General features: G+C 43.0%; 15 protein-coding genes. 9 read left to right on the top strand and 6 right to left on the bottom strand.

Features of this window, described 5'->3' with window-relative positions; genetic code table 11:
- The first annotated feature begins 122 nt into the window (after positions 1-122).
- Positions 123-1007, top strand: a complete 885-nt coding sequence (locus FHS57_RS04650) for a lysophospholipid acyltransferase family protein (RefSeq protein WP_310586971.1) — start codon at positions 123-125, stop codon at positions 1005-1007.
- 375 nt (positions 1008-1382) lie between these two features.
- On the opposite strand, the gene FHS57_RS04645 is transcribed toward FHS57_RS04650, so the two are convergent.
- Entirely contained in the window at positions 1383-2000 is a 618-nt protein-coding gene (locus FHS57_RS04645; protein WP_028527154.1) for an inorganic pyrophosphatase, read from the bottom strand.
- A gap of 155 nt (positions 2001-2155) precedes the next feature.
- Between FHS57_RS04645 and FHS57_RS04640 the strand changes: the two genes are divergently transcribed.
- The 3 genes from FHS57_RS04640 to nhaD all read left to right on the top strand — a co-directional run bounded on the left by FHS57_RS04640 (position 2156) and on the right by nhaD (position 4985).
- Complete coding sequence (locus tag FHS57_RS04640; protein WP_183971700.1) at positions 2156-2941, top strand: (Fe-S)-binding protein; 786 nt, start codon at positions 2156-2158, stop codon at positions 2939-2941.
- A gap of 83 nt (positions 2942-3024) precedes the next feature.
- Complete coding sequence (locus FHS57_RS04635) at positions 3025-3522, top strand: hypothetical protein (RefSeq protein ID WP_183971699.1); 498 nt, start codon at positions 3025-3027, stop codon at positions 3520-3522.
- 197 nt (positions 3523-3719) lie between these two features.
- Positions 3720-4985, top strand: coding sequence for a sodium:proton antiporter NhaD (gene nhaD, locus FHS57_RS04630; protein ID WP_183971698.1), 1266 nt, complete (start codon positions 3720-3722; stop codon positions 4983-4985).
- Positions 4986-5060: 75 nt separating this feature from the next.
- Here nhaD and guaB read toward each other — a convergent pair whose 3' ends face one another.
- The 3 genes from guaB to FHS57_RS04615 form a co-directional block, all read right to left on the bottom strand.
- Positions 5061-6533 carry an IMP dehydrogenase gene (gene guaB, locus FHS57_RS04625; RefSeq protein WP_183971697.1) on the bottom strand — a complete coding sequence of 491 codons (1473 nt, stop codon included), beginning with the start codon at positions 6531-6533 and terminating at the stop codon, positions 5061-5063.
- 133 nt (positions 6534-6666) lie between these two features.
- Positions 6667-7008 carry a hypothetical protein gene (locus tag FHS57_RS04620; protein ID WP_183971696.1) on the bottom strand — a complete coding sequence of 114 codons (342 nt, stop codon included), beginning with the start codon at positions 7006-7008 and terminating at the stop codon, positions 6667-6669.
- A gap of 795 nt (positions 7009-7803) precedes the next feature.
- A complete protein-coding gene (locus FHS57_RS04615) occupies positions 7804-9150 on the bottom strand; it encodes a 3-coathanger stack domain-containing protein (RefSeq protein WP_183971695.1) in 1347 nt (448 codons plus the stop codon).
- A gap of 284 nt (positions 9151-9434) precedes the next feature.
- On the opposite strand from FHS57_RS04615, the gene tyrS reads away from it, so the two are divergent.
- The 5 genes from tyrS (at position 9435) to FHS57_RS04590 (ending at position 14404) form a co-directional block, all read left to right on the top strand.
- Entirely contained in the window at positions 9435-10739 is a 1305-nt protein-coding gene (gene tyrS, locus FHS57_RS04610; RefSeq protein WP_183971694.1) for a tyrosine--tRNA ligase, read from the top strand.
- 352 nt (positions 10740-11091) lie between these two features.
- The gene (gene rpoN, locus FHS57_RS04605) at positions 11092-12549 is read left to right on the top strand and encodes an RNA polymerase factor sigma-54 (RefSeq protein WP_183971693.1); all 1458 of its coding nucleotides are present in this window, start codon (positions 11092-11094) and stop codon (positions 12547-12549) included.
- A 71-nt stretch (positions 12550-12620) separates the two neighbouring features.
- Positions 12621-13259: a hypothetical protein gene (locus FHS57_RS04600; protein ID WP_229601251.1), complete on the top strand. Its 639-nt coding sequence runs from the start codon at positions 12621-12623 to the stop codon at positions 13257-13259.
- A gap of 47 nt (positions 13260-13306) precedes the next feature.
- Positions 13307-14086, top strand: a complete 780-nt coding sequence (locus FHS57_RS04595; protein ID WP_183971691.1) for an enoyl-CoA hydratase/isomerase family protein — start codon at positions 13307-13309, stop codon at positions 14084-14086.
- 21 nt (positions 14087-14107) lie between these two features.
- Positions 14108-14404 (top strand): putative quinol monooxygenase, encoded by a 297-nt coding sequence (locus FHS57_RS04590; RefSeq protein ID WP_183971690.1) that lies wholly within the window; start codon positions 14108-14110, stop codon positions 14402-14404.
- Between the two features lie 45 nt (positions 14405-14449).
- Here FHS57_RS04590 and FHS57_RS04585 read toward each other — a convergent pair whose 3' ends face one another.
- A complete protein-coding gene (locus FHS57_RS04585; RefSeq protein ID WP_183971689.1) occupies positions 14450-18703 on the bottom strand; it encodes a T9SS type A sorting domain-containing protein in 4254 nt (1417 codons plus the stop codon).
- A 180-nt stretch (positions 18704-18883) separates the two neighbouring features.
- Complete coding sequence (locus tag FHS57_RS04580; protein WP_183971688.1) at positions 18884-19660, bottom strand: amidohydrolase; 777 nt, start codon at positions 19658-19660, stop codon at positions 18884-18886.
- Positions 19661-19679: the final 19 nt, after the last annotated feature.

Raw genomic sequence — 19679 nt, 5'->3', positions numbered from 1 at the left:
AAGCAATTTGAATAATATTATCAAAAAAATCACAAAAAAATTTACAAAAAGCCCTTAAACGGGCACAGTAAGTAAGGAAAGTACAAATTTTCTGTATTTGATTACGTAGTAAAGCTTTTTACATTTGTGCTAATCAAACAAGTTTCCACCTTATATTATTGGCCATGAGATTTTTGAGTTGGATGGGGTATTTACCTCTGTCGGTGCTGTATCTATTGTCAGATTTTGTGTATTTTCTGCTTTATTATGTTGTCGGTTACCGCAAAAAACTCGTTTTCAAGCATCTTCAACACGCATTTCCTGAAAAATCGTCGCAGGAAATCAAGCAAATTGCCCGAAAATTTTACCAACATTTAGCCGATATTTTCGTAGAAACGCTCAAACTTCCTCACCTTTCCGCAACTGAAATCCAACAGCGAGTAGAAGTTCAAAACATTGAGCTATTACAGGGTTTTATTGCTAACAATCAGCCTTTTTTATCGTTTGGAGCGCACACGGCCAACTGGGAATGGGTTCCCGCAAGTTTGACAACGCGCGGAATTCCTGTAGATGCCGTTTATAAAACGTTGACCAATGAAAAATCTGATAAATTTATGCAGTCTTTACGCGCCTCGTTTGGAGTTCATCTGATTCCGATGCCACGGTTGATGCGCGAAATTGTTACCAGAAAACACCTACCAAGGCTCATTGGGCTTGTAGCGGACCAATCGCCCCATTCTCCTGAACACGCGCATTGGTTTTCGTTTTTGCATCAAGATACCGCTTTTTTCCCTGGAACAGAAAAAATCGCACGGGCAACCGAAATGCCCATCGTTTTTGCGGATATTTATCGAAAACGACGCGGTTATTACACTGTTTCTTTTCAGCTCATCGGCCTGCCGCCCTATCAGTCGCTTTCGGAAGGAAGTATTACGGAAATGTATAAAAATAGATTAGAAGAAAGTATCAAAAAACATCCTGCGGATTGGCTCTGGTCACACAATCGCTGGAAGCACAAACGAAAATAAAAACCCTTCCAAGTTTACAAATTCGTTACAAGTTAACCGTTAATTGTTATCCGTTCAAAATTAGCGAATTACATTAAAAATACCCTAACACTTTTGGACTGTAACTTAAAATCGAAACTTGGAAGGGATTCCGTGAAGAGGGTTGCTCACAACCCGTACAAAAAAACCTTTCAAGTTTGCTTATTCGTTGAAATCGAAACTTGGAAGGGCTTCCGTGAAAAGGGTTGCTTACAACCCATAAAAAACCCTTCCAAGTTTTTTATTCGCAAAAATCGAAACTTGGAAGGGCTACCGTGAAGTGGGTTGCTTACAACCCGTAAAAAAACCTTCCAAGTTTACGTATTCGCAAAAATCGAAACTTGGAAGGGGTATGAATTAAAGCATACCAAAGTTGTTCAAATAATCCGTTACCGAGTTACGAATCACTTGATGCGCTTCTTCCCGACCATATACATTGGCGATTTCGCAAGTCATTGGTTCGCCTGGCAAGTTTTTGTAAGTCAAGAAGTAGTGTTGAAGACGGTTAACTACGCTACGAGGAAGCTCGCTAATGTCGCGGTATTTGCTGTAGAGCAAATCATCTTTCAACACCGCAATGATTTTATCATCAGCTTCACCTTTGTCAATCAAACGCAAGCCACCAATAGGAATCGCTTGGCAAATGATGTCACCGTGAGGGATGTTGCTTTCGCTCAACACACAAATATCCAACGGGTCGCCATCGCCTTCTTTGATGTCATTACGTCCCGACTGCTGACGGGCATATTCAGCAATGGTATCGCCGCAGTAGGTTTTTGGAACAAAACCATAGAGGGCAGGAACAATGTTAGAATATTTTTGCGGGCGGTCAATTTTCAGATAACCCGTTGTTTTGTCGATTTCGTACTTAACCGTATCCGTAGGTACAATTTCAATAAAGGCCGTTAAAGTTTCTGGGGCATTTTCACCGATGGGAATACCATGCCAAGGGTGAGACTTATAAACGCTTTTCAAGTTTATTATTATTTTTGGTTAGTGACGATTCTCTCATTATCAATAGCAAATGTAATCAACCCTTGGCAATGGTTTTGAGTTTTTAATAAAAATGTAGATTTTGCAACATAGAATCACCGAAAAACCACTTTTCATCAAACCTACGAACCAATCCAATGTCTGAAATCAAAGTACCAACCATGGCCGAAATGGCTGCAAGTGGAGAAACCCCCGAAGTACTTTTCTGGGTAGGCTGTGCGGGGTCATTTGATGACCGCTATAAAAAAGTGACGGTCGCATTTGTCAAAATTTTAAATGCCGTTGGGGTAAAATTTGCCGTTTTGGGCACTGAAGAAGGCTGCACAGGCGACCCTGCACGACGGGCTGGCAACGAGTTCACCTTTCAGATGCAAGCCATGGCCAATATTCAAGTACTCGATATGTACGGCGTAAAAAAAATAGTGACGGCTTGTCCACACTGTTTCAATACCCTCAAAAACGAATACCCTGCCCTCGGCGGAACGTACGAAGTTATTCACCATTCGGAGTTTTTGCAACAGCTTATCAACGCGGGCAAAATAAAAATTGAAGGTGGAGGAACATTTAAAGGAAAAAAAATCACATTCCACGACTCCTGTTATTTGGGCCGTGCCAACGACATTTACGAAGCTCCACGGGCGGTTATTGAAGCATTGGATGCCGATTTGGTGGAAATGAAACGTGCAAAAGTAAAGGGACTTTGTTGCGGAGCAGGCGGTGCTCAAATGTTTAAAGAACCCGAAAAAGGTAAAAAAGACATCAACATCGAGCGCATCGAAGAAGCCCTTGCCACGGGTGCCGAAACCATCGCCGTGGGTTGCCCCTTCTGCATGGTAATGATGACCGACGGCGTCAAAAACAAAGAAAAAGAAGAGTCAGTGAAGGTTTTTGATTTGGCAGAATTGGTAGCGCAATCGATGTAATCCCCATAAAAACGGAACTCAAAAAACCACAAAAAACGTTATTTTGAGTGTCGAAGAAAACTCACACATAAACGCTAATTGTCATGTACATACCATTTCACGATATTGCTTTTGAAGCCCGCGTCTGGATTTACCAGGCCAATCGAAACCTGACTGACGATGAAGTAGGAACCCTTACCGAAACCCTCAAAGCCGCGTTGGAAGGTTGGGAAGCCCACGGCGAAGCCCTTACGGCTTCAGGAAAAATATTCCACCATCGGTTTGTGGTGATTGCGGTGGATGAAAGTGAAACTTTACCGAGTGGTTGCTCTATCGACAAGTCAACGCGCTGGCTGCAAGAAATTGGGCCTCGTTTGAATGTCGATTTTTTTGACCGCTCTTTGGCTTACCTTGATGCGCAAGGGAATATCCAAACCGTTCCTGTCTCCGCCATCAAAAATGCCGTTTTAAACGAAGAAATCGAACCCAATACAACTGTGTTTGACAATACCGTAGCGACCAAAGCCCAATGGATGAGCCGCTGGAAAACCCGCGCCGACCATACGTGGCTCAAACGCTATTTTAAGGAACAAACGGCGTAAAAATAGTGCTTACTCACACTCTTAAATCCCCTTCTGCCAAAGGGGATTTTTTTGTTATCTACATTTTGCAATTTTTATCTAAAAGCATCAAAATATTTGCCAAACAGAACGATTTAACGGCGTGAAATAACCAATCATTAACAACTTTTTAAGGTTTTTTTGCTTATTTTGAAGGTTCATAAAATTTCAAAATTCGTATGATTACTCTCATTATTGCCGTATTTATCATTGGCTACATTTTCATCACCATTGAGCATAGTATTCACATCAATAAAACCGCAACCGCCCTGCTTATTGGTGTTATTTGTTGGTCTTTGTATGCATTTGGCTCGGTTGATTCACACCAGGTTGGAGAAGAGTTATCACACCATTTAGCAAGCATCGCCGAGATTGCTTTTTTCCTACTTGGTGCCATGACTATTGTTGAACTCATTGATGCCCATCAAGGCTTTGGAGTCATCACAGAACGCATTCATACCAAAGACACCCGAACCCTCCTTTGGATTATCAGCATTCTTACTTTTTTTCTATCGGCCGTACTCGACAACCTCACTACGGCTATTGTAATGGTATCATTGTTGCGAAAAATCATTCGTGATACCGATATGCGCCGCTTTTTTGCGGGAATTGTCATCATCGCTGCCAACGCAGGCGGTGCATGGTCCCCCTTGGGCGACGTGACAACAACCATGCTTTGGATTGGCGGACAAGTATCTGCCGTCAATATCATGAAAATGTTGATTCTTCCGAGCTTGGTTTCTTTGATTGTACCGCTGGTTTATCTTTCGTTTCGCCTTAAAGGTTCACTTGAGCCACCTAAACCCCGTAAAAAAGACATCGACGATACGATTACTACTTTTGAGCGAAACACTATGTTTTTTACGGGTATAGGTATGTTGCTTTTTGTACCCATTTTTAAAACGGTGACCCATTTGCCCCCTTACATGGGCGTTTTACTGGCGCTCGGAACGGTATGGGTTGTTTCCGAAGTACTTCACTCAAAAAAAGACGAAGAAGACCGCAAACCTTTTACGGCGGCCCATGCGTTGAGCAAAATTGATACCAGTAGTATTTTGTTTTTCATGGGAATTTTGTTGGCTATAGGCGTCCTTGAAGCAACGCACACGCTTTCTGGTTTAGCTGCTTGGATGAACGATACCATCGGGAATTTGGACGCCATCGTATTTATTATCGGGATTGCCTCCGCTGTCATCGACAATGTACCATTAGTAGCAGCTTCTATGGGCATGTACGATTTGGCTACTTACCCTCAAGACCATCGAATTTGGGAGTTTTTGGCCTACTGTGCTGGTACAGGTGGGAGTATGTTAATTATTGGTTCAGCAGCTGGGGTAGCAGTAATGGGCATGGAAAATATCAGTTTCTTCTGGTATCTCAAACGCATCAGTCTTTTAGCACTTCTTGGCTACGTTGCGGGAGCACTGGTCTTTATTATGATGTAATTCATTGATTTTAAAATCAAAAACGGCCACAAGGAACAAGTCCAAGTGGCCGTTTTTGTATAAACTACCTTCCAATTATTTTGTGGTGTAATTTGGAGCTTCTTTCGCAATGTGAATATCGTGAGGGTGGCTTTCCTTCATCCCCGCCGCACTGATACGAACAAATTTCGCTTTTTGCAGGGTTTGAATATCGGCTGCACCGCAATAGCCCATTCCAGCTTTCAAACCACCTACCAATTGGTAAATGATTTCGGCTACTTTTCCTTTGTACGGAACGCGGCCGACGATTCCTTCGGGCACAAGTTTCTTGATGTCGTCTTCCGCATCCTGGAAATAACGGTCTTTCGAGCCATCTTCCATTGCTTCCACCGAACCCATTCCACGGTATGATTTAAAGCGACGTCCTTCGTAAAGAATTTCTTCCCCTGGTGCTTCTTCCGTTCCCGCTAGCAACGAGCCAATCATGACGGTGTTTGCACCCGCAGCAATTGCTTTTACAATATCACCCGAATAGCGAATACCACCGTCGGCTATCACTGGAACTCCTGTGCCTTCAATGGCTTTGGCTGCTTCGTAAACCGCCGTCAACTGTGGCATCCCGATTCCCGCAATGATACGCGTCGTACAGATACTTCCAGGACCAACGCCTACTTTTACCCCATCAGCACCCGCTGCAGCCAATGCCTGAGCAGCTTCGCCAGTCGCAATATTTCCAACCAATACATCCAAATTAGGAAATTGGCTTTTCACGCCTTTCAACGCTTCAATGACACCCAATGAATGACCGTGAGCAGTGTCGATACTTACCACGTCCACTCCTGCTTTAAGAAGTGCTTCAACGCGACGAATCAAATCGGGCGTCACACCTACTGCCGCTCCAACGCGCAGGCGTCCAAGGCTATCTTTGCAGGCATTTGGGCGGTCTTTACGTTTAATGATGTCACGATACGTAACCAAACCTACCAATTTGTGATGTTTGTCAACGATAGGCAATTTTTCAATCTTAAACTCCTGCAAAATACTTTCAGCTTCTTCGAGCGTGATACCTTCTCTTGCCGTGATAAGATTGTCTTTGGTCATCACTCCTACTACACCTCTTGTCAAGTCCTTTTGGAAACGCAAATCGCGGTTGGTGATGATACCAATCAATTTACTGTCTTTATCAACCACAGGAATCCCTCCGATTTTGAACTCAGACATAATGCGATGTGCGTCACGCAAGGTAGCATCTTCGTTCAATGTAATAGGGTCAACAATCATCCCACTTTCGGAGCGTTTTACTTTACGTACTTGCGCAGCTTGGGCTTCAACAGTCATGTTTTTATGGATAATCCCGATTCCTCCCTCTTGCGCCATGGCGATGGCCAATTGGTACTCAGTAACGGTATCCATAGCAGCAGATAACAGTGGAACGTTCAATCGAATATTTCGAGTGAGTTGTGTTTGCGTGGTTGTGTCACGCGGGAGCACTTCGGAGTAAGCAGGGACGAGCAAAACGTCGTCGTACGTGAGGGCCTCGTAGAGGAACTTGGATGTGTCTGAGAGCATAGCAAATAAACGATTCCTTATTTGCCGCGTAAAATTAGTAGAAATTTCGGTGAATTGAAAATCTATCCCAAAATTAACAGAAAAATAATGCGACTGGAAAATGTGTTTTACTCCTCGGCGGGCACTGTTTAGCTCAATTACACGTACGTAATTCTGCCACAAAAGTCGTGGTAGCAGCCGTCGTGGTAGCAGCCGTTGAAAAACCTGGATTTAAGGTAATCGATTGTGTTGTGTGGTACCTCGTAGTCCCTTCAAGAAGCAGGGCAGCGCTTTCAATTTTCTTGGTTGCGACGTACGTATCTGCTGCCAAATTTCCAGTGGCATGGGTCAAATTTTCTTGGCATACGGGCGGAGTAGGGACTTGCACTCCCTCACGGTTTTTCACTACAATAGCGCCTAAATCATTAGGAAGGCACTTTATTTTATCTGTATCAATGGTAAGGCTAAACAAATTTTCGACGTGGATAGTTGGCAAACAAGTCAATTGATTAGAAGAAAGATTCAGCAATATTCCTCCCCTAGGGAAATTGCTTAAAAAAGAGATTTGGTTATTACTACAGTCCAATTCTCTTATGGTATCGGGCAACCGAGGCAATGATTTCAATTGGTTATTAATACAATGTAATGTAAATAATTGAGATAGTTTAGGCAACTGTTTCAATTGGTTGTCATTGCAATATAAAAACCTTAAAGAAATCAAATTATCCATTTGGGGCAAGTGCGTAATTTGATTTCTACTACACTCAAGGATATGTAAATTAAAAGGAAGCGCTTCGGGCAATGCCTTCAACTTGTTACTACCACATATTAAACGCATTAATGAAGTAGGCAAAGGTGGTATAGTTTCTAATTCATTTCCTGCACAAAAAAGTAGTTGTAGCGATTCAGGAAGCTTTGGGAGTTGCGTAATTTTATTGCTGTTACAAAATAGCCATTCTAATGTAGTTGGCAATTCAGGCAGGCTAGTTAATTGATTTGCGTTGCAAATCAATTGTTCCAATCCAGCAAACCCCTCTAACCCAGCCAAACTGCGAATATTTTTCTCTGAAACATTTAAAATTTTCAAATTTGCCGCAGCTGGCAAAAGTTTATTTGTGCTGTCAATACAATCAGGGCAAACAATACGTATTGCTTGGGCGAAATTGGAGTCTGGGACTATTTGTGCTTCGCTTTTTGAAACAGGTACAAATAGTCCCAGAAAAAGGAGGAATACAAAATGTAATCTCATAACGTTCAATTTGTTACATCATTCCCCAAAGTTTAGATTTCTCTACTTACACGTGCGCACCTCTACCAAAAATGTAGTCGCATTCGAAGCCACAAAACCTGGTTTTAACGTGATGGATTGGGTAGCAAAATAATTTGTTTTACCCGACGAGAGTGTAGCTGTACTTTCTATTTTTTCTTTTGCTACATACGAGTTTGCCGCTACTGATCCAGTTGGATGATTAATGTTAGTTGGGCAAACAGGCGGAGTTGGAATTGGAATACTTGAAGCATTAAATACAATAATACTGGCAGGTATGTTTGGTAAACAAGTAATCTTATCCGCATCTATGTATAAATACATTGAGCCATTTTTCAACTCTGGAAGGCAGGTAAGTAAGTTGTTCTGAATATTCAAAAAGTACAAGCTTTCGGGCAAAGCTGGCAAACTTAACAAACGATTATTTTTAATATAAACGACTGACAATAAGGCAGGAAAAGGCGGCAAGCTGAAAATTTGATTATTTTCTGCGACCAAAGTATTTAGGCTTGTCGGCAATGTTGGAAGCGTCGTAAGTGCGTTAAATCCGCAATCAATCTCTTTTAAGCCCGCAGGCAACGCAGGCAGTGCAGTGAGTTGATTTTTTGCACAGTTCAGCACCTGCGTTAAACTAGCAGGCAATTGGGGTAAAGATGTTAATAGGTTTTCGGCACAATAAAATGTAGTCAAGACCGATGGCAAGGTCGGAATAGCGGTCAGTTTGTTGGTTGAACAACTCAAGTATTCGAGTGTCGATGGCAAGCTTGGCAGTGATGTAAGCTCATTGCCTGTGCAACTCAAGTAACGCAAACTTGTAGGAAGCGTTGGAAGCGATGTTAATTTGTTGCGATTCCCGTCCAAATAAATCATGGAAGAAGGCAACGCAGGTAAAACGGCGACCTCGTTGTTATTAAATGCCAATTGAGTCAGCGACCCAGGAAACGATGGAAGTGCTGTTAATTTATTAAACTTACAACTCAGCATGACTAACCCCGAAGGTAAAGTCGGCAAGCTCGTCAAGTTATTCAAATCACAATAGAGTGAAATTAATGTAGAAGGAAGCGGCGGCAAGGTAGTTAAGCTATTCGTAATACAAATCAAGGTTTCTAACGAAGTAAAGCCCTGAATTCCTTCTAAGTTTTTGATGCCTTTGCTGGATACATCCAGCCCTTTCATGTCTGCTGCGGGTGGCAACAATTTATTATCGCTGCCAATACACGTTGGACAAGCACTACGTATGGCATTTGCGAAATTGGTATCTGGAACTGCAATTTGTGCGTATGCACAAGCACCCACCATCCAAAACAGAAGAAAAAGTTTACCAAAAGTTGGCCGAATTAATTTTTCTGAAAATGTACAAAGCTGTTTCATAATTGTAAATAGAGTATCTAAGCCCCTCAAAATGCGATTGCATTGGCTAAGTTAACAGAAACCACGAAGAAAGCCTTCGTTTTTTTTCATTTTTAATTACACTTTCGGATTTCAGCTTAGCAAAACGCCTTATTCTTCATCTGAAAATCAGGACATAACGCCATAAAAAAGTCTCTTTGTTTTCTTACAGGAGTTTCGGGTTTTAACATTTTTGCCAACCAAAGCAAAAATCCCCGTACTTTTGCGGCTCTAAAATACAGATAAGCCGTCAAGATTGCAAGAAAATGACTAAGAATTTCATCGAAGAATTGCGTTGGCGTGGTATGCTCCACGACATGATGCCTGGCACAGAAGAACAACTCCAAAAAGAAATTACCTCTGCCTATATTGGTTTTGACCCCACAGCGTCCTCTTTGCACATCGGAAATTTGGCAACCATTATGCTCCTAAAACACTTCCAGTTGTGCGGACATAAGCCATTTGCTCTGGTGGGAGGTGCTACCGGAATGGTGGGCGACCCTTCAGGAAAAGCCGCCGAACGCGCTTTCTTGTCAGAAGAAACGCTTCGCTACAACGAGTCTTGTATCAAAAAACAACTTGAAAAGTTTTTGGATTTTGACTGCGGCGATAATTCAGCCCAAATTGTAAACAACTACGACTGGTTCAAAAACATTGGTTTCCTTGAGTTTTTACGGGAAGCAGGGAAATATATTACAGTCAATTATATGTCGGCGAAAGACTCCGTAAAAAAACGCCTCGAAACAGGCATTTCTTTCACCGAATTTAGCTACCAGCTACTCCAAGGGTTTGACTTTTATTGGCTCTTTAAACACCACGATGTTCGTTTGCAAATGGGTGGTTCGGACCAATGGGGAAATATTACGACGGGTACAGAATTGATTCGTCGAAAAGAAAATAACAACGACGAAACCGCCGAATACCGTGCTTTTGCTCTGACAACTCCTTTGGTGACAAAATCGGACGGAACAAAATTTGGAAAAAGTGAAAGTGGAAACGTTTGGCTGGATTCTTCCAAAACTTCTCCTTTCCAGTTTTATCAGTTTTGGCTTAACTGCGCCGATGCCGACTGCTCGCGCTTGCTCCGCGTATTTACGCTTTACACAAAGGATGAAATAGAGGCTTTTGAAGCCGAACACGCCCAAGCTCCTCACCTACGCGTTATGCAGAAAGCTTTGGCAAAGGATGTGACCATTCGAGTTCACTCATTATCAGAATATGAGATGGCAGTAGCTGCCTCTGAAGTTCTTTTTGGAAAAGGAACCCTTGAAACACTTCAAAACATGGATATGCTGACATTTGAAGCGGTATTTGATGGAGTGCCGCAAAGTGTCATCAGCGCAACCGCATTGGCTGAGTGTACCAACGTCACTGATTTATTATCGGTAGTAACCAACAACGAAATTTACGCATCGAAGGGTGAGGCACGACGGGCTATCCAAGGAAACGCCGTAAGCATCAACAAAACCAAAGTCGCTGACCCCAATGCGCAACCTGCATTTGAGTTGTTACAAAATAAATTTTTGTTGGTTTCTAAAGGCAAAAAAAATCACTTAATCGTGGTCGAATAAGCGCCTTTTTATCACCATTTTTTACCTCCCTACAAAGCCAAACATCCAAAAAGATGTTTGGCTTTGTCACTTTTTGGCATTTTTTACGTCCAATAAATTACCAAATATTCAGTAAAATATATACCAAAACATAATATGTTCATTATCAACAACTTACGCCATTCGTATCTTCTCCCAAAAGACATAATTTTCTTCCCAAAAAAAAGCTAAATCAAAAAATACTTTTAAAAAATTAACCAAAAAAAAGAAGTTAAATGTAGTTTTGGCACGACTGTTGATAGAGGCTATTTCTGTAAACAGACGATAATCCAAAAAACATCGCATGGAACAAGCTTTATAACCCCACTCTATCATGCAGAAGTTAAGCCTAAACCAAACATTACAACAAAAGCTCTCGCCGCAGCAGATACAATTTATCAAGCTGCTCCAAATTCCGACGGCAGAATTAGAGAGCCGAATTGAGGAGGAGTTGGAGATTAATCCAGCATTGGAAGAGGGGTTAGAACAGGAAATGAACGAGAAAGATGACATCTATGATGATTCATCTGATAGTGAATACGATGACGAATATTCGACCCGTGATGACATTAGTCTTGACGACTACCTCAACCATGACGAATATGGCGGTTATAAAATGTATAGCGATGGAAACTTCCCAGAGGATGATCGGGAGGTACCAATTGCTACCATCAATACGTTACAAGATGCACTACAGCAACAGTTTGGGTATTTGAAACTCAACGAACGCCAGTCGGTCATCGGCTTACAATTGTTGGGAAGCATCGAAAACGACGGCTATATCCGCCGTTCTATGCAAGCTGTTGTCAATGATTTGGCCCTTTCGCAAGGGTTTTATACCTCGGTGGAGGAAGTGGAGGTTGTGTTGAAAAAAATCCAAACATTTGACCCTCCAGGCATTGGTTCCCGCAATTTGCAAGAATGTTTGTTGCTCCAGCTTGATCGTAAAAATGCTTCGGACATCTATGTCAACTATGCCATCAAAATCATTGAGGATTATTTTGATGAATTTTCAAAAAAGCATTTTGAGAAAATTCAAAAACGCCTCGGCATCAATGACGACCAAATGAAGTGCGTCATTTCGCTCATCACAAAACTAAACCCAAAACCTGGCTCAGTAGAAGGCGAAGACGGATTAGCACAATATCTTTTGCCCGATTTTTGGATTCACAACAACAACGGCAAGCTTGAAGTACACCTCAACTCAAAAAATGCACCAGAACTGCGCATAAGTCGGTCTTTTGCCGAAATGCTGGATACCTACGACAAAAGCGACAAATCCAATCGACATATCAAAGAGACGGTCACTTTTGTGAAGCAAAAACTCGATGCCGCAAAGTGGTTTATTGATGCCATCAAACAGCGCCAAAATACGCTTCAACGTACAATGAATGCCATTTTACAGTACCAATATGAGTTCTTTTTGGATGGCGACGAAACCCGCTTAAAACCGATGATTTTGAAGGACATCGCGCTACGTATCGAAATGGACGTTTCGACGGTTTCACGCGTGGCCAACAGTAAGGCTGTCCAAACAGAATTTGGGGTATATCCGTTGAAATATTTCTTCTCAGAAGGAATTTCGACTGAGTACGGCGAAGACGCAAGTAGCCGTGAAGTGAAGTCTATTCTGAAAGATTTGATTGACCACGAACCAAAAGGCAATCCGCTTTCGGACGATAAGTTAGAGAAACTCCTTAACGATAAAGGCTATAACATTGCCCGTCGAACGGTGGCCAAATACCGCGAACAGCTCAACATACCTGTTGCACGATTACGCAAACAATTATAGTGACATCGTCTGTTATTCGTTACCTTTGTGATAATCAAAATAAAGGTCGGCAATAAACAGATACATTCGCTTTGAATACGCCACTTGCTAAGTCTCTTTCGGTTCTGCTTCATCCACTTCTGATGCCCACGTTATTGTTGGGCATGTTGTTTTTTACCACACCAGCCGTTGTTGGCGTCGATATGTTCTCCCCGCCCATCCGCCTTACCCTTTTGGGGTTTGTGGGCATGACTACTTTTGTGATTCCTGCCTTAGGAATTTACTATTTATACCGAGCAGGTTATATTCAAAGTCTCCACTTAGATAATCTTGCCGACCGACGCCTTCCGTATTTTATTACAGTGTTGCTTTACGGCTTTGCTACGTATTTTTTTCGGTATCAACTCGCCCAATTGTCAGAGTTAGCCCCCCAAATTAGCATCGTTCTTGCCAGTGTAACGGTTTCTATCGCTTTGGTCGCCATTATAAGTTTAAACTGGAAAATTAGCGCGCACGGCACTGGCTTTGGAGGGTTGTTGGGTGCTACTTTTGGTATAGTTATCAAATTCGGAGAACACATCCTCCTCTATCCTCTTTTAGGGTTAATCGTACTAGGAGGACTTTTAATGAGTGCACGCCTTCACCTCAATGCCCACACACCTGCTCAAATTAGCGCGGGCGTTTTGCTGGGTTTGGTGGTAAGTTTAGCAACTGTTTGGTGGTTTGTCTGAGATTATTACATTTACGTATTTTCTGCTTCATCCTAAACCCAAAAACCATGTTTGAGTATTTAACCTACGAAGTAAACGATGGCGTTGCCCGCATTACGCTCAATCGCCCTCAAGTTTACAATGCTTTAAGTGCAGGCTTGTTAAAAGAAATGACACGCGCCATTGAAACTACAGCCGCCGACGAAACAGTACGTGTGGTGGTCATAACAGGCGCTGGCGATAAAGCATTTTGTTCGGGTGCCGACCTCAAAGAAGGAATGGGGGGCGCCAATAGCCTTGGGGATTCGTTACGACAAAACTACAACCCGCTTATTTTAGCCATACGGTCATTGCCCAAACCCATCATTTGTCGGCTCAATGGCGTAGCGGCGGGGGCTGGCTGTTCGCTTGCTCTGGCCTGTGACCTTGTCATAGCCACCGAAGAAGCATATTTAAGTCAAATTTTTGTCAATATCGGCCTCATGCCCGACGCTGGCTCTACCTTCTTTTTACCTCGATTGGTCGGAATGCAAAAGGCCTTTGAAATAGCCAGTACTGGTCGAAAAGTATCTGCCATAGAAGCCGCTCAGATTGGACTGATTCACAAAGCTGTACCTGCCAGCGAGCTAGATGTAGAACTTGCCGACATTGTTTCTTATTACCAAAATGCTCCTACAAGATCCATTGGGGCGATGAAACAAGTGATGAACCAGGCCATGTATTCTACCCTCGACCAAATGCTTGAGCTTGAAGCGACCCACCAAGACCAACTTGGCCGCACGCATGACGCAGCGGAAGGAATTATGGCTTTTTTGCAAAAACGCAAGGCCGCGTATCGTGGAAAATAACTTCCTCAATATAGAATCAATATGCTTATCCGAATCGTACGAATGACGTTTCAGCCTGAAAAAGTGGCTGATTTTTTAGACGTTTTTGAGCAATCAAAAGAAAAAATCAGAGCCCGTCAAGGCTGCCATCGACTAGAGCTTTTACGCGACTTAAACCACTCCAATGTTTATCTAACATACAGTTATTGGGACGACGAAGCTGCCCTAAATGCGTACCGAGATTCTGAATTATTCAAAACAACATGGGCTAAAACCAAGGTCCTTTTTGCGGACAAGCCCACGGCCTATTCCGTCGAACGATTGCAGGAATTAGCATAAAAAAAGGAGCTGCTAGGCAGCTCCTTTTTTTATTATTCTCCATTTTTAATCAATCTTCAAGACTTTCAATGTCTGACTTTTTGTAGCTCCTACTACCTTTAAGAAATACATACCAGCCCCCTGTGCTGTTACATCCAACGTTTCTTTGTGTTGGTTTGTTTCAGCAACAATCTTTTTTGATTGCATCAAACGGCCTGAAATATCCATAAACTGAAGGTCAAACGTTTGACCTTTGCTGTCATTAATTTGCACCTGTAGAACATTCTTCACTGGGTTAGGCATCACTTCGGCCAATGTACCATTATCGGATGTTATTACCCCTTGTCGCGCGGCTCCTTTGCCAGGCCCTTCTTCCGAAACCACTCTGAACCAATATTCTTGGTAAGCTAATACGTTTCCTACAGGTAGGCGTTTTGAAGGATAAATACTACCCTCCCCTTTTGCATCCCAATAACGCACACTTAGCTTGTACAAGCCCTTCGGAAGCCCTTCATCATATTTGTTGCCTCCGCTTCCATTTTCTTCATAAAAACCATACGCTGGGTGATTTTGAGCATATAATTCTGTCCAGCCCCCGCGATTAGCATACATAAAATAAGGCGCGTTGTTTTCGTGGGTATTAAAAGAGCGCGGTACTCCAGTTTCTGGTGTCAACAACATATCAAATGTCAACGACCCGCTTGTCCCCAATGCACATACTTCGGCATTGATTGTCCAAAAACGGGGGGCCATTTTATTAACCCGCTCAGTGAAGTAAACCGTGGGGTTCGTTTGCAAACTTTTGTCTAGCGATGGCCCCGCATCAGGTGTAAGAAATTGACCCGCCCATGCTAATTTATTATCTTCCTTGGTTGCTGATTGACTTTGTCCAACGTTAATAATGGTAATATCAAACGCTTTCCAAAGCACTTCTTTAGGCGTACTTGAAGCCGTTTCACAACCATTAGGGAAAATACATTTTACCCAATATGACTGACTAATCACGTTATTAAAGGCCACTTTAAAGCTACTTTCCTTAACACCCGTGTTCCAAAATGCCACCGAAGGAGCAGGACAATTAGAGGAAACCGTTACTTCTGTTCCAGCACATACGATATCTGAACTGACAGTTACTGCTGGAGCGGTGGTTGTAGAGAAATAAGTAAAAGTGACCGTATTACTTGCCATACTTAGGCAACCTGTTGCCGATAGACAGCGCGCAAAATAGGAAGTAGTAGCAGTTGGGGTTTGTGCGGGTAATGAGCTAATGGCCTGTTGGGTAGTAGCATCATACCATATTGTTTGAAGCGCTCCGCAAGAAGTAACTCCTGTCATTGCCGTTGGTGTTCCACAGCCGTTCATTGGGCTAATACTCACCGTAGGAGCCGCCAAAGCAGGCGTCAGACGCAAACTCATCGCCGCCGATTCAGACTCAATACAAGAAATTGTCCCGTCCGATTTACGGCAACGAACACGGTAATTGTGTACTGCGCCATCTGCCATTTGTGTAGGCACAACCGACGAATAATCACCTCCATCAACAGAATATAAAACAATTTCTCCCGCCCCACAAGTTGCGTTAAAAGTGAGGGTATTTCCTTCAATATCACACACATTTTTTGATTCACCCGCCGCAATGGTTGTTCCGTCCGCCACCATCGAAACATTTTGAGGTACGGCAGCACGATACTGCACTGCCACATTGATTATACCTGAAAAAGTTGATGAACAAGCTACGTCGCACGAAGCTTGATAACGATACGCAACGGCATCCGATGGTTGAGTTGCAGGTGGGGTTAAACTCCAGCTGCCCCAAGCACCATTTCCTACCTGAGTACGCCACATCAATGTGCCCGTTACGCAAGAATTAGCCACCGAGAATAACAAATTATTAACTGGATTTGCATCAGCATCGCAAAGAACAGTTGTTGACCCTTCGATAAATGTTTGGGTATTCAACAACAGGTTAATGGTAGGCTTGCCATTAATGGTCACTACCGCGTCTCCCGTCTGGTTTTGTCCGCAGTTTGCGTCACTCACACTGACCAAAGTATAAGTATAAACGCCCGCAGTGGTGGTGGGCACAGTCACCGTAGCCGTATTTCCTCCACTCGTAGTTACTTCTTGGGTTAAACCACCATTAATTGTGTATTTAAACGTATAATTCCCTGACCCATTGGCGCCTGTAAAAGTAATAACGGGTGCAGTTGCATCTTTACAGAGGGTTGTTGCTCCCGAAATTGTCGCCGTTGGGATGGAGTACGCCACTAAAACGGCCGAGCCCGTCATCGTCGAAGAACAGTTCGTCGTTGCGTTTACAGCCTCTACAGTGTAAGTACCAGCTTGAAGGATATTTCCAAATGAAAGCGGATTCCCTGTTCCTGCTACCGTAGAAATTAAATTTACGCCTTCCATGAGTTTGTAATTCACCCCTGTTGCCGAACCACTTAAAGTAATTTCTAAACCTAGTCCGTTGGGGCAAAAACTACCACTACCTGCTACCGTAAATAAACTTGGATTAGCTGGGGCCGTCAATGTAGCCGAAAACGATATATTTTCTGGAACGCAACTACCACTCAACGTAAGGGCGTAGGTGCCTGCTCCCAAACCTGTCAAGGACAACTTGCCCGTAGCATCGCTGGAGGCTGTTACATTGACCGTTGGGCCGCTGGTCGAAGTTACCGTATAACTTGTAGAGGCGTGCAAGCCTGTAATATCAACGATTCCATTGGTGGGCACACAGGTTGTGAGGTTGGTCGCAGCCGTAGCAAAGACAGGAGTTCCTGAACCGATTGTAAAAGTGCCACCGTTGAAATTTTGAACAATTCCAGCATTGGAACTAATGGCACTGTTCCCGCTCGCATTTTCAATTATTTGCCCTGAATTGGAAAACGTTCCTGCGTTGGCAATCACACTATTAGACACTAATTTTAACAAAGCACCGCAACCATTGTTGTCGAAAGTAGCTCCAGAAGCATTGTTAACGCCCGTTCCTGCCACACTAGCCAACGCTTCTATGACAACTTTCGCTTTATTCGTAAAGGTTCCTGCGAGGTTGTTTAAGGCGTTCCCTGTTGCACGATCGATACTGATTACTCCACCAGTGTTATTATTAAAAGTAGCCGTATTGGCCAAACCTGTTGCGCCGACGTCATCAGCACTACCAATCGTAATTTTAGCGGCGTTTGTAAACGTCCCCAATAAGTTTGAAAGGCCAACAAGGGTCGTTTTATCCACTTTTATTTCACCCGCTGTGTTGTTAAAAGTAGATGAGTTTACAATACCCGTTGGCGAACCGCTGTTTGTTCCACCGATTGTAATGCTTCCTTCATTGGTAAAAGTACCACCAGGAAGGTTAGAAATACTTGTAAGGGACGCGCGGTCAATCAAAATGGAAGCGGTGGGTTTATTATTAAACGTAGCGGTGTTTGACAAAGCAGTTATACCACTTCCATTATTTGCCCCTAGTTTTATGGTGCCTTCATTTGTGAAGGTATTTGTTGTATTGCTAATACTATTAGTCGTAGCACGGTCTATTTCTAAGACTCCCTTATTAGTAAATGTAGCAGTGTTAAGGACAGATACCAATCCGCCAATGTTAATTGACCCTATCTTGATAGTACCCTCATTAGTCAGCGTCGAGCCGTTGCTGATACTATTTGTTACCGCTCGGTCGATGGTAATCGTTCCCGTTGATTTGTTATTAAAAGTATTACTTCCACCAATCAAAATCCCAGTTAATCCAATATTTCCAGTACTTCCTATTGCTATTTTCCCTTCATTATTGACTGTACTCCCACTTTCAGTTGTAAATCCACTCACCGTCGAGTTATCAATTTTTAATTCTCCCGTTGTTGGCTTATTGTTAAAAGTTCCAACATTCCTAAAACCTCGTCCAACTCCCAAACTAGGTGATATTGTTATTATGCCAGCGTTGTCAATTGTCCCCAAATTGTGAATCGAAGCTGAAATAATCCCAATCAACTTAAAATTACTGGTCGTAAGCGTTCCAGTAGATGCAATCGTTAAGGTAGCTCCGCTTTGTACCTCGACTGTTCCCGCAATAGCAGTACCGTTTACTTTAGGTTGGTTTGAAGGAGCAGCAGGAATAACAACATTACTGGATAACGATGGTATTGTGCCACCACTCCAGTTAGCGGGCGTCCCCCAATCAGTGCTTACAGAACCATTCCAAGTTTTTTGCCCAAAAGCAATTCCACTTAATAGACAAAACAACAAGCATATAAGCATCTCCTTTTGGGGAGTCATCGTTAAAAGAGCGACCCGACAGACGTCTCGGAAAGTAGAAAAATTGTCCATACTTTTTCTTGTTAAAGTTAATGGGAAGAGGTTGAAAAAATTGATTTATAGAATGTGTAAATGGCACTGCGAAAGCACAAAAAGAGAGGCATTGTGTACTTTAGATACCAAAGATACACAATGCCCCTCTTTTACTTATGCCAAAAAAATGTAAATTTATTTAGCGGTAATGGTATATGTTTATAAACGTATAACAAACTCATCGGCATCCAAATGCGCGGGAAAACGCGTTCGGAAAGCAGTCAATGATTCTTTTTGTAATGTATAAATAATAATGCGTTCCTCCCCTGATGTCCGCTCCAATACCTCCCCTTTAAAATCAACTACGGCGGAGTCGCCTGTGTGTGGAATGCCATTCCCGTCATTGCCAATGCGGTTGACCCCAACAACATAACTCAGGTTCTCAATGGCTCTGGCTTGAAGTAGCGTATTCCAAACATGGCTACGAACGGCAGGCCAGTTGGCGACGTACAGCAGCAAGTCGTATTGAAGGGCTACATTGCGCGACCACACGGGAAAACGTAAATCGTAACAAATCAGCGGGCAAATTCTCCAACCCTTCCATTCTTTGATAATACGCTTACTACCAGCCTCGTACGACTCATGCTCCCGCGCCATTCGGAACAAATGTCGTTTGTCATAATAGTCGTATGCACCGTTTGGCTCTACCCAAAGCAGTCGATTAAAATAGTTTGTTCCTTCTTTGGCGACAAAACTTCCCGTCACTACTGCGCCCGTTTGCGCGGCCATTTGCTGCATCCACTTGGTGGTAGTCAGGTTCATGGGCTCTGCCACCGAAGCAGGATTCATCGTAAAACCCGTTGTAAACATTTCGGGTAATACGATGATATCTACTGGTTCAGCGATGGTGGCTATTTTTTCTTCCATTGAAGCCAAGTTGGCCGTTGCATTTTCCCAATATAAATCGGTTTGAATCAGCGCTACTCTTAAATCCATCTCATTGTATTTTTAGACC

Origin of the sequence: Runella defluvii, from assembly GCF_014195535.1 — a bacterium.
GTDB lineage: Bacteria > Bacteroidota > Bacteroidia > Cytophagales > Spirosomataceae > Runella > Runella defluvii.
This window is presented reverse-complemented; position numbering and strand designations above follow the sequence as displayed.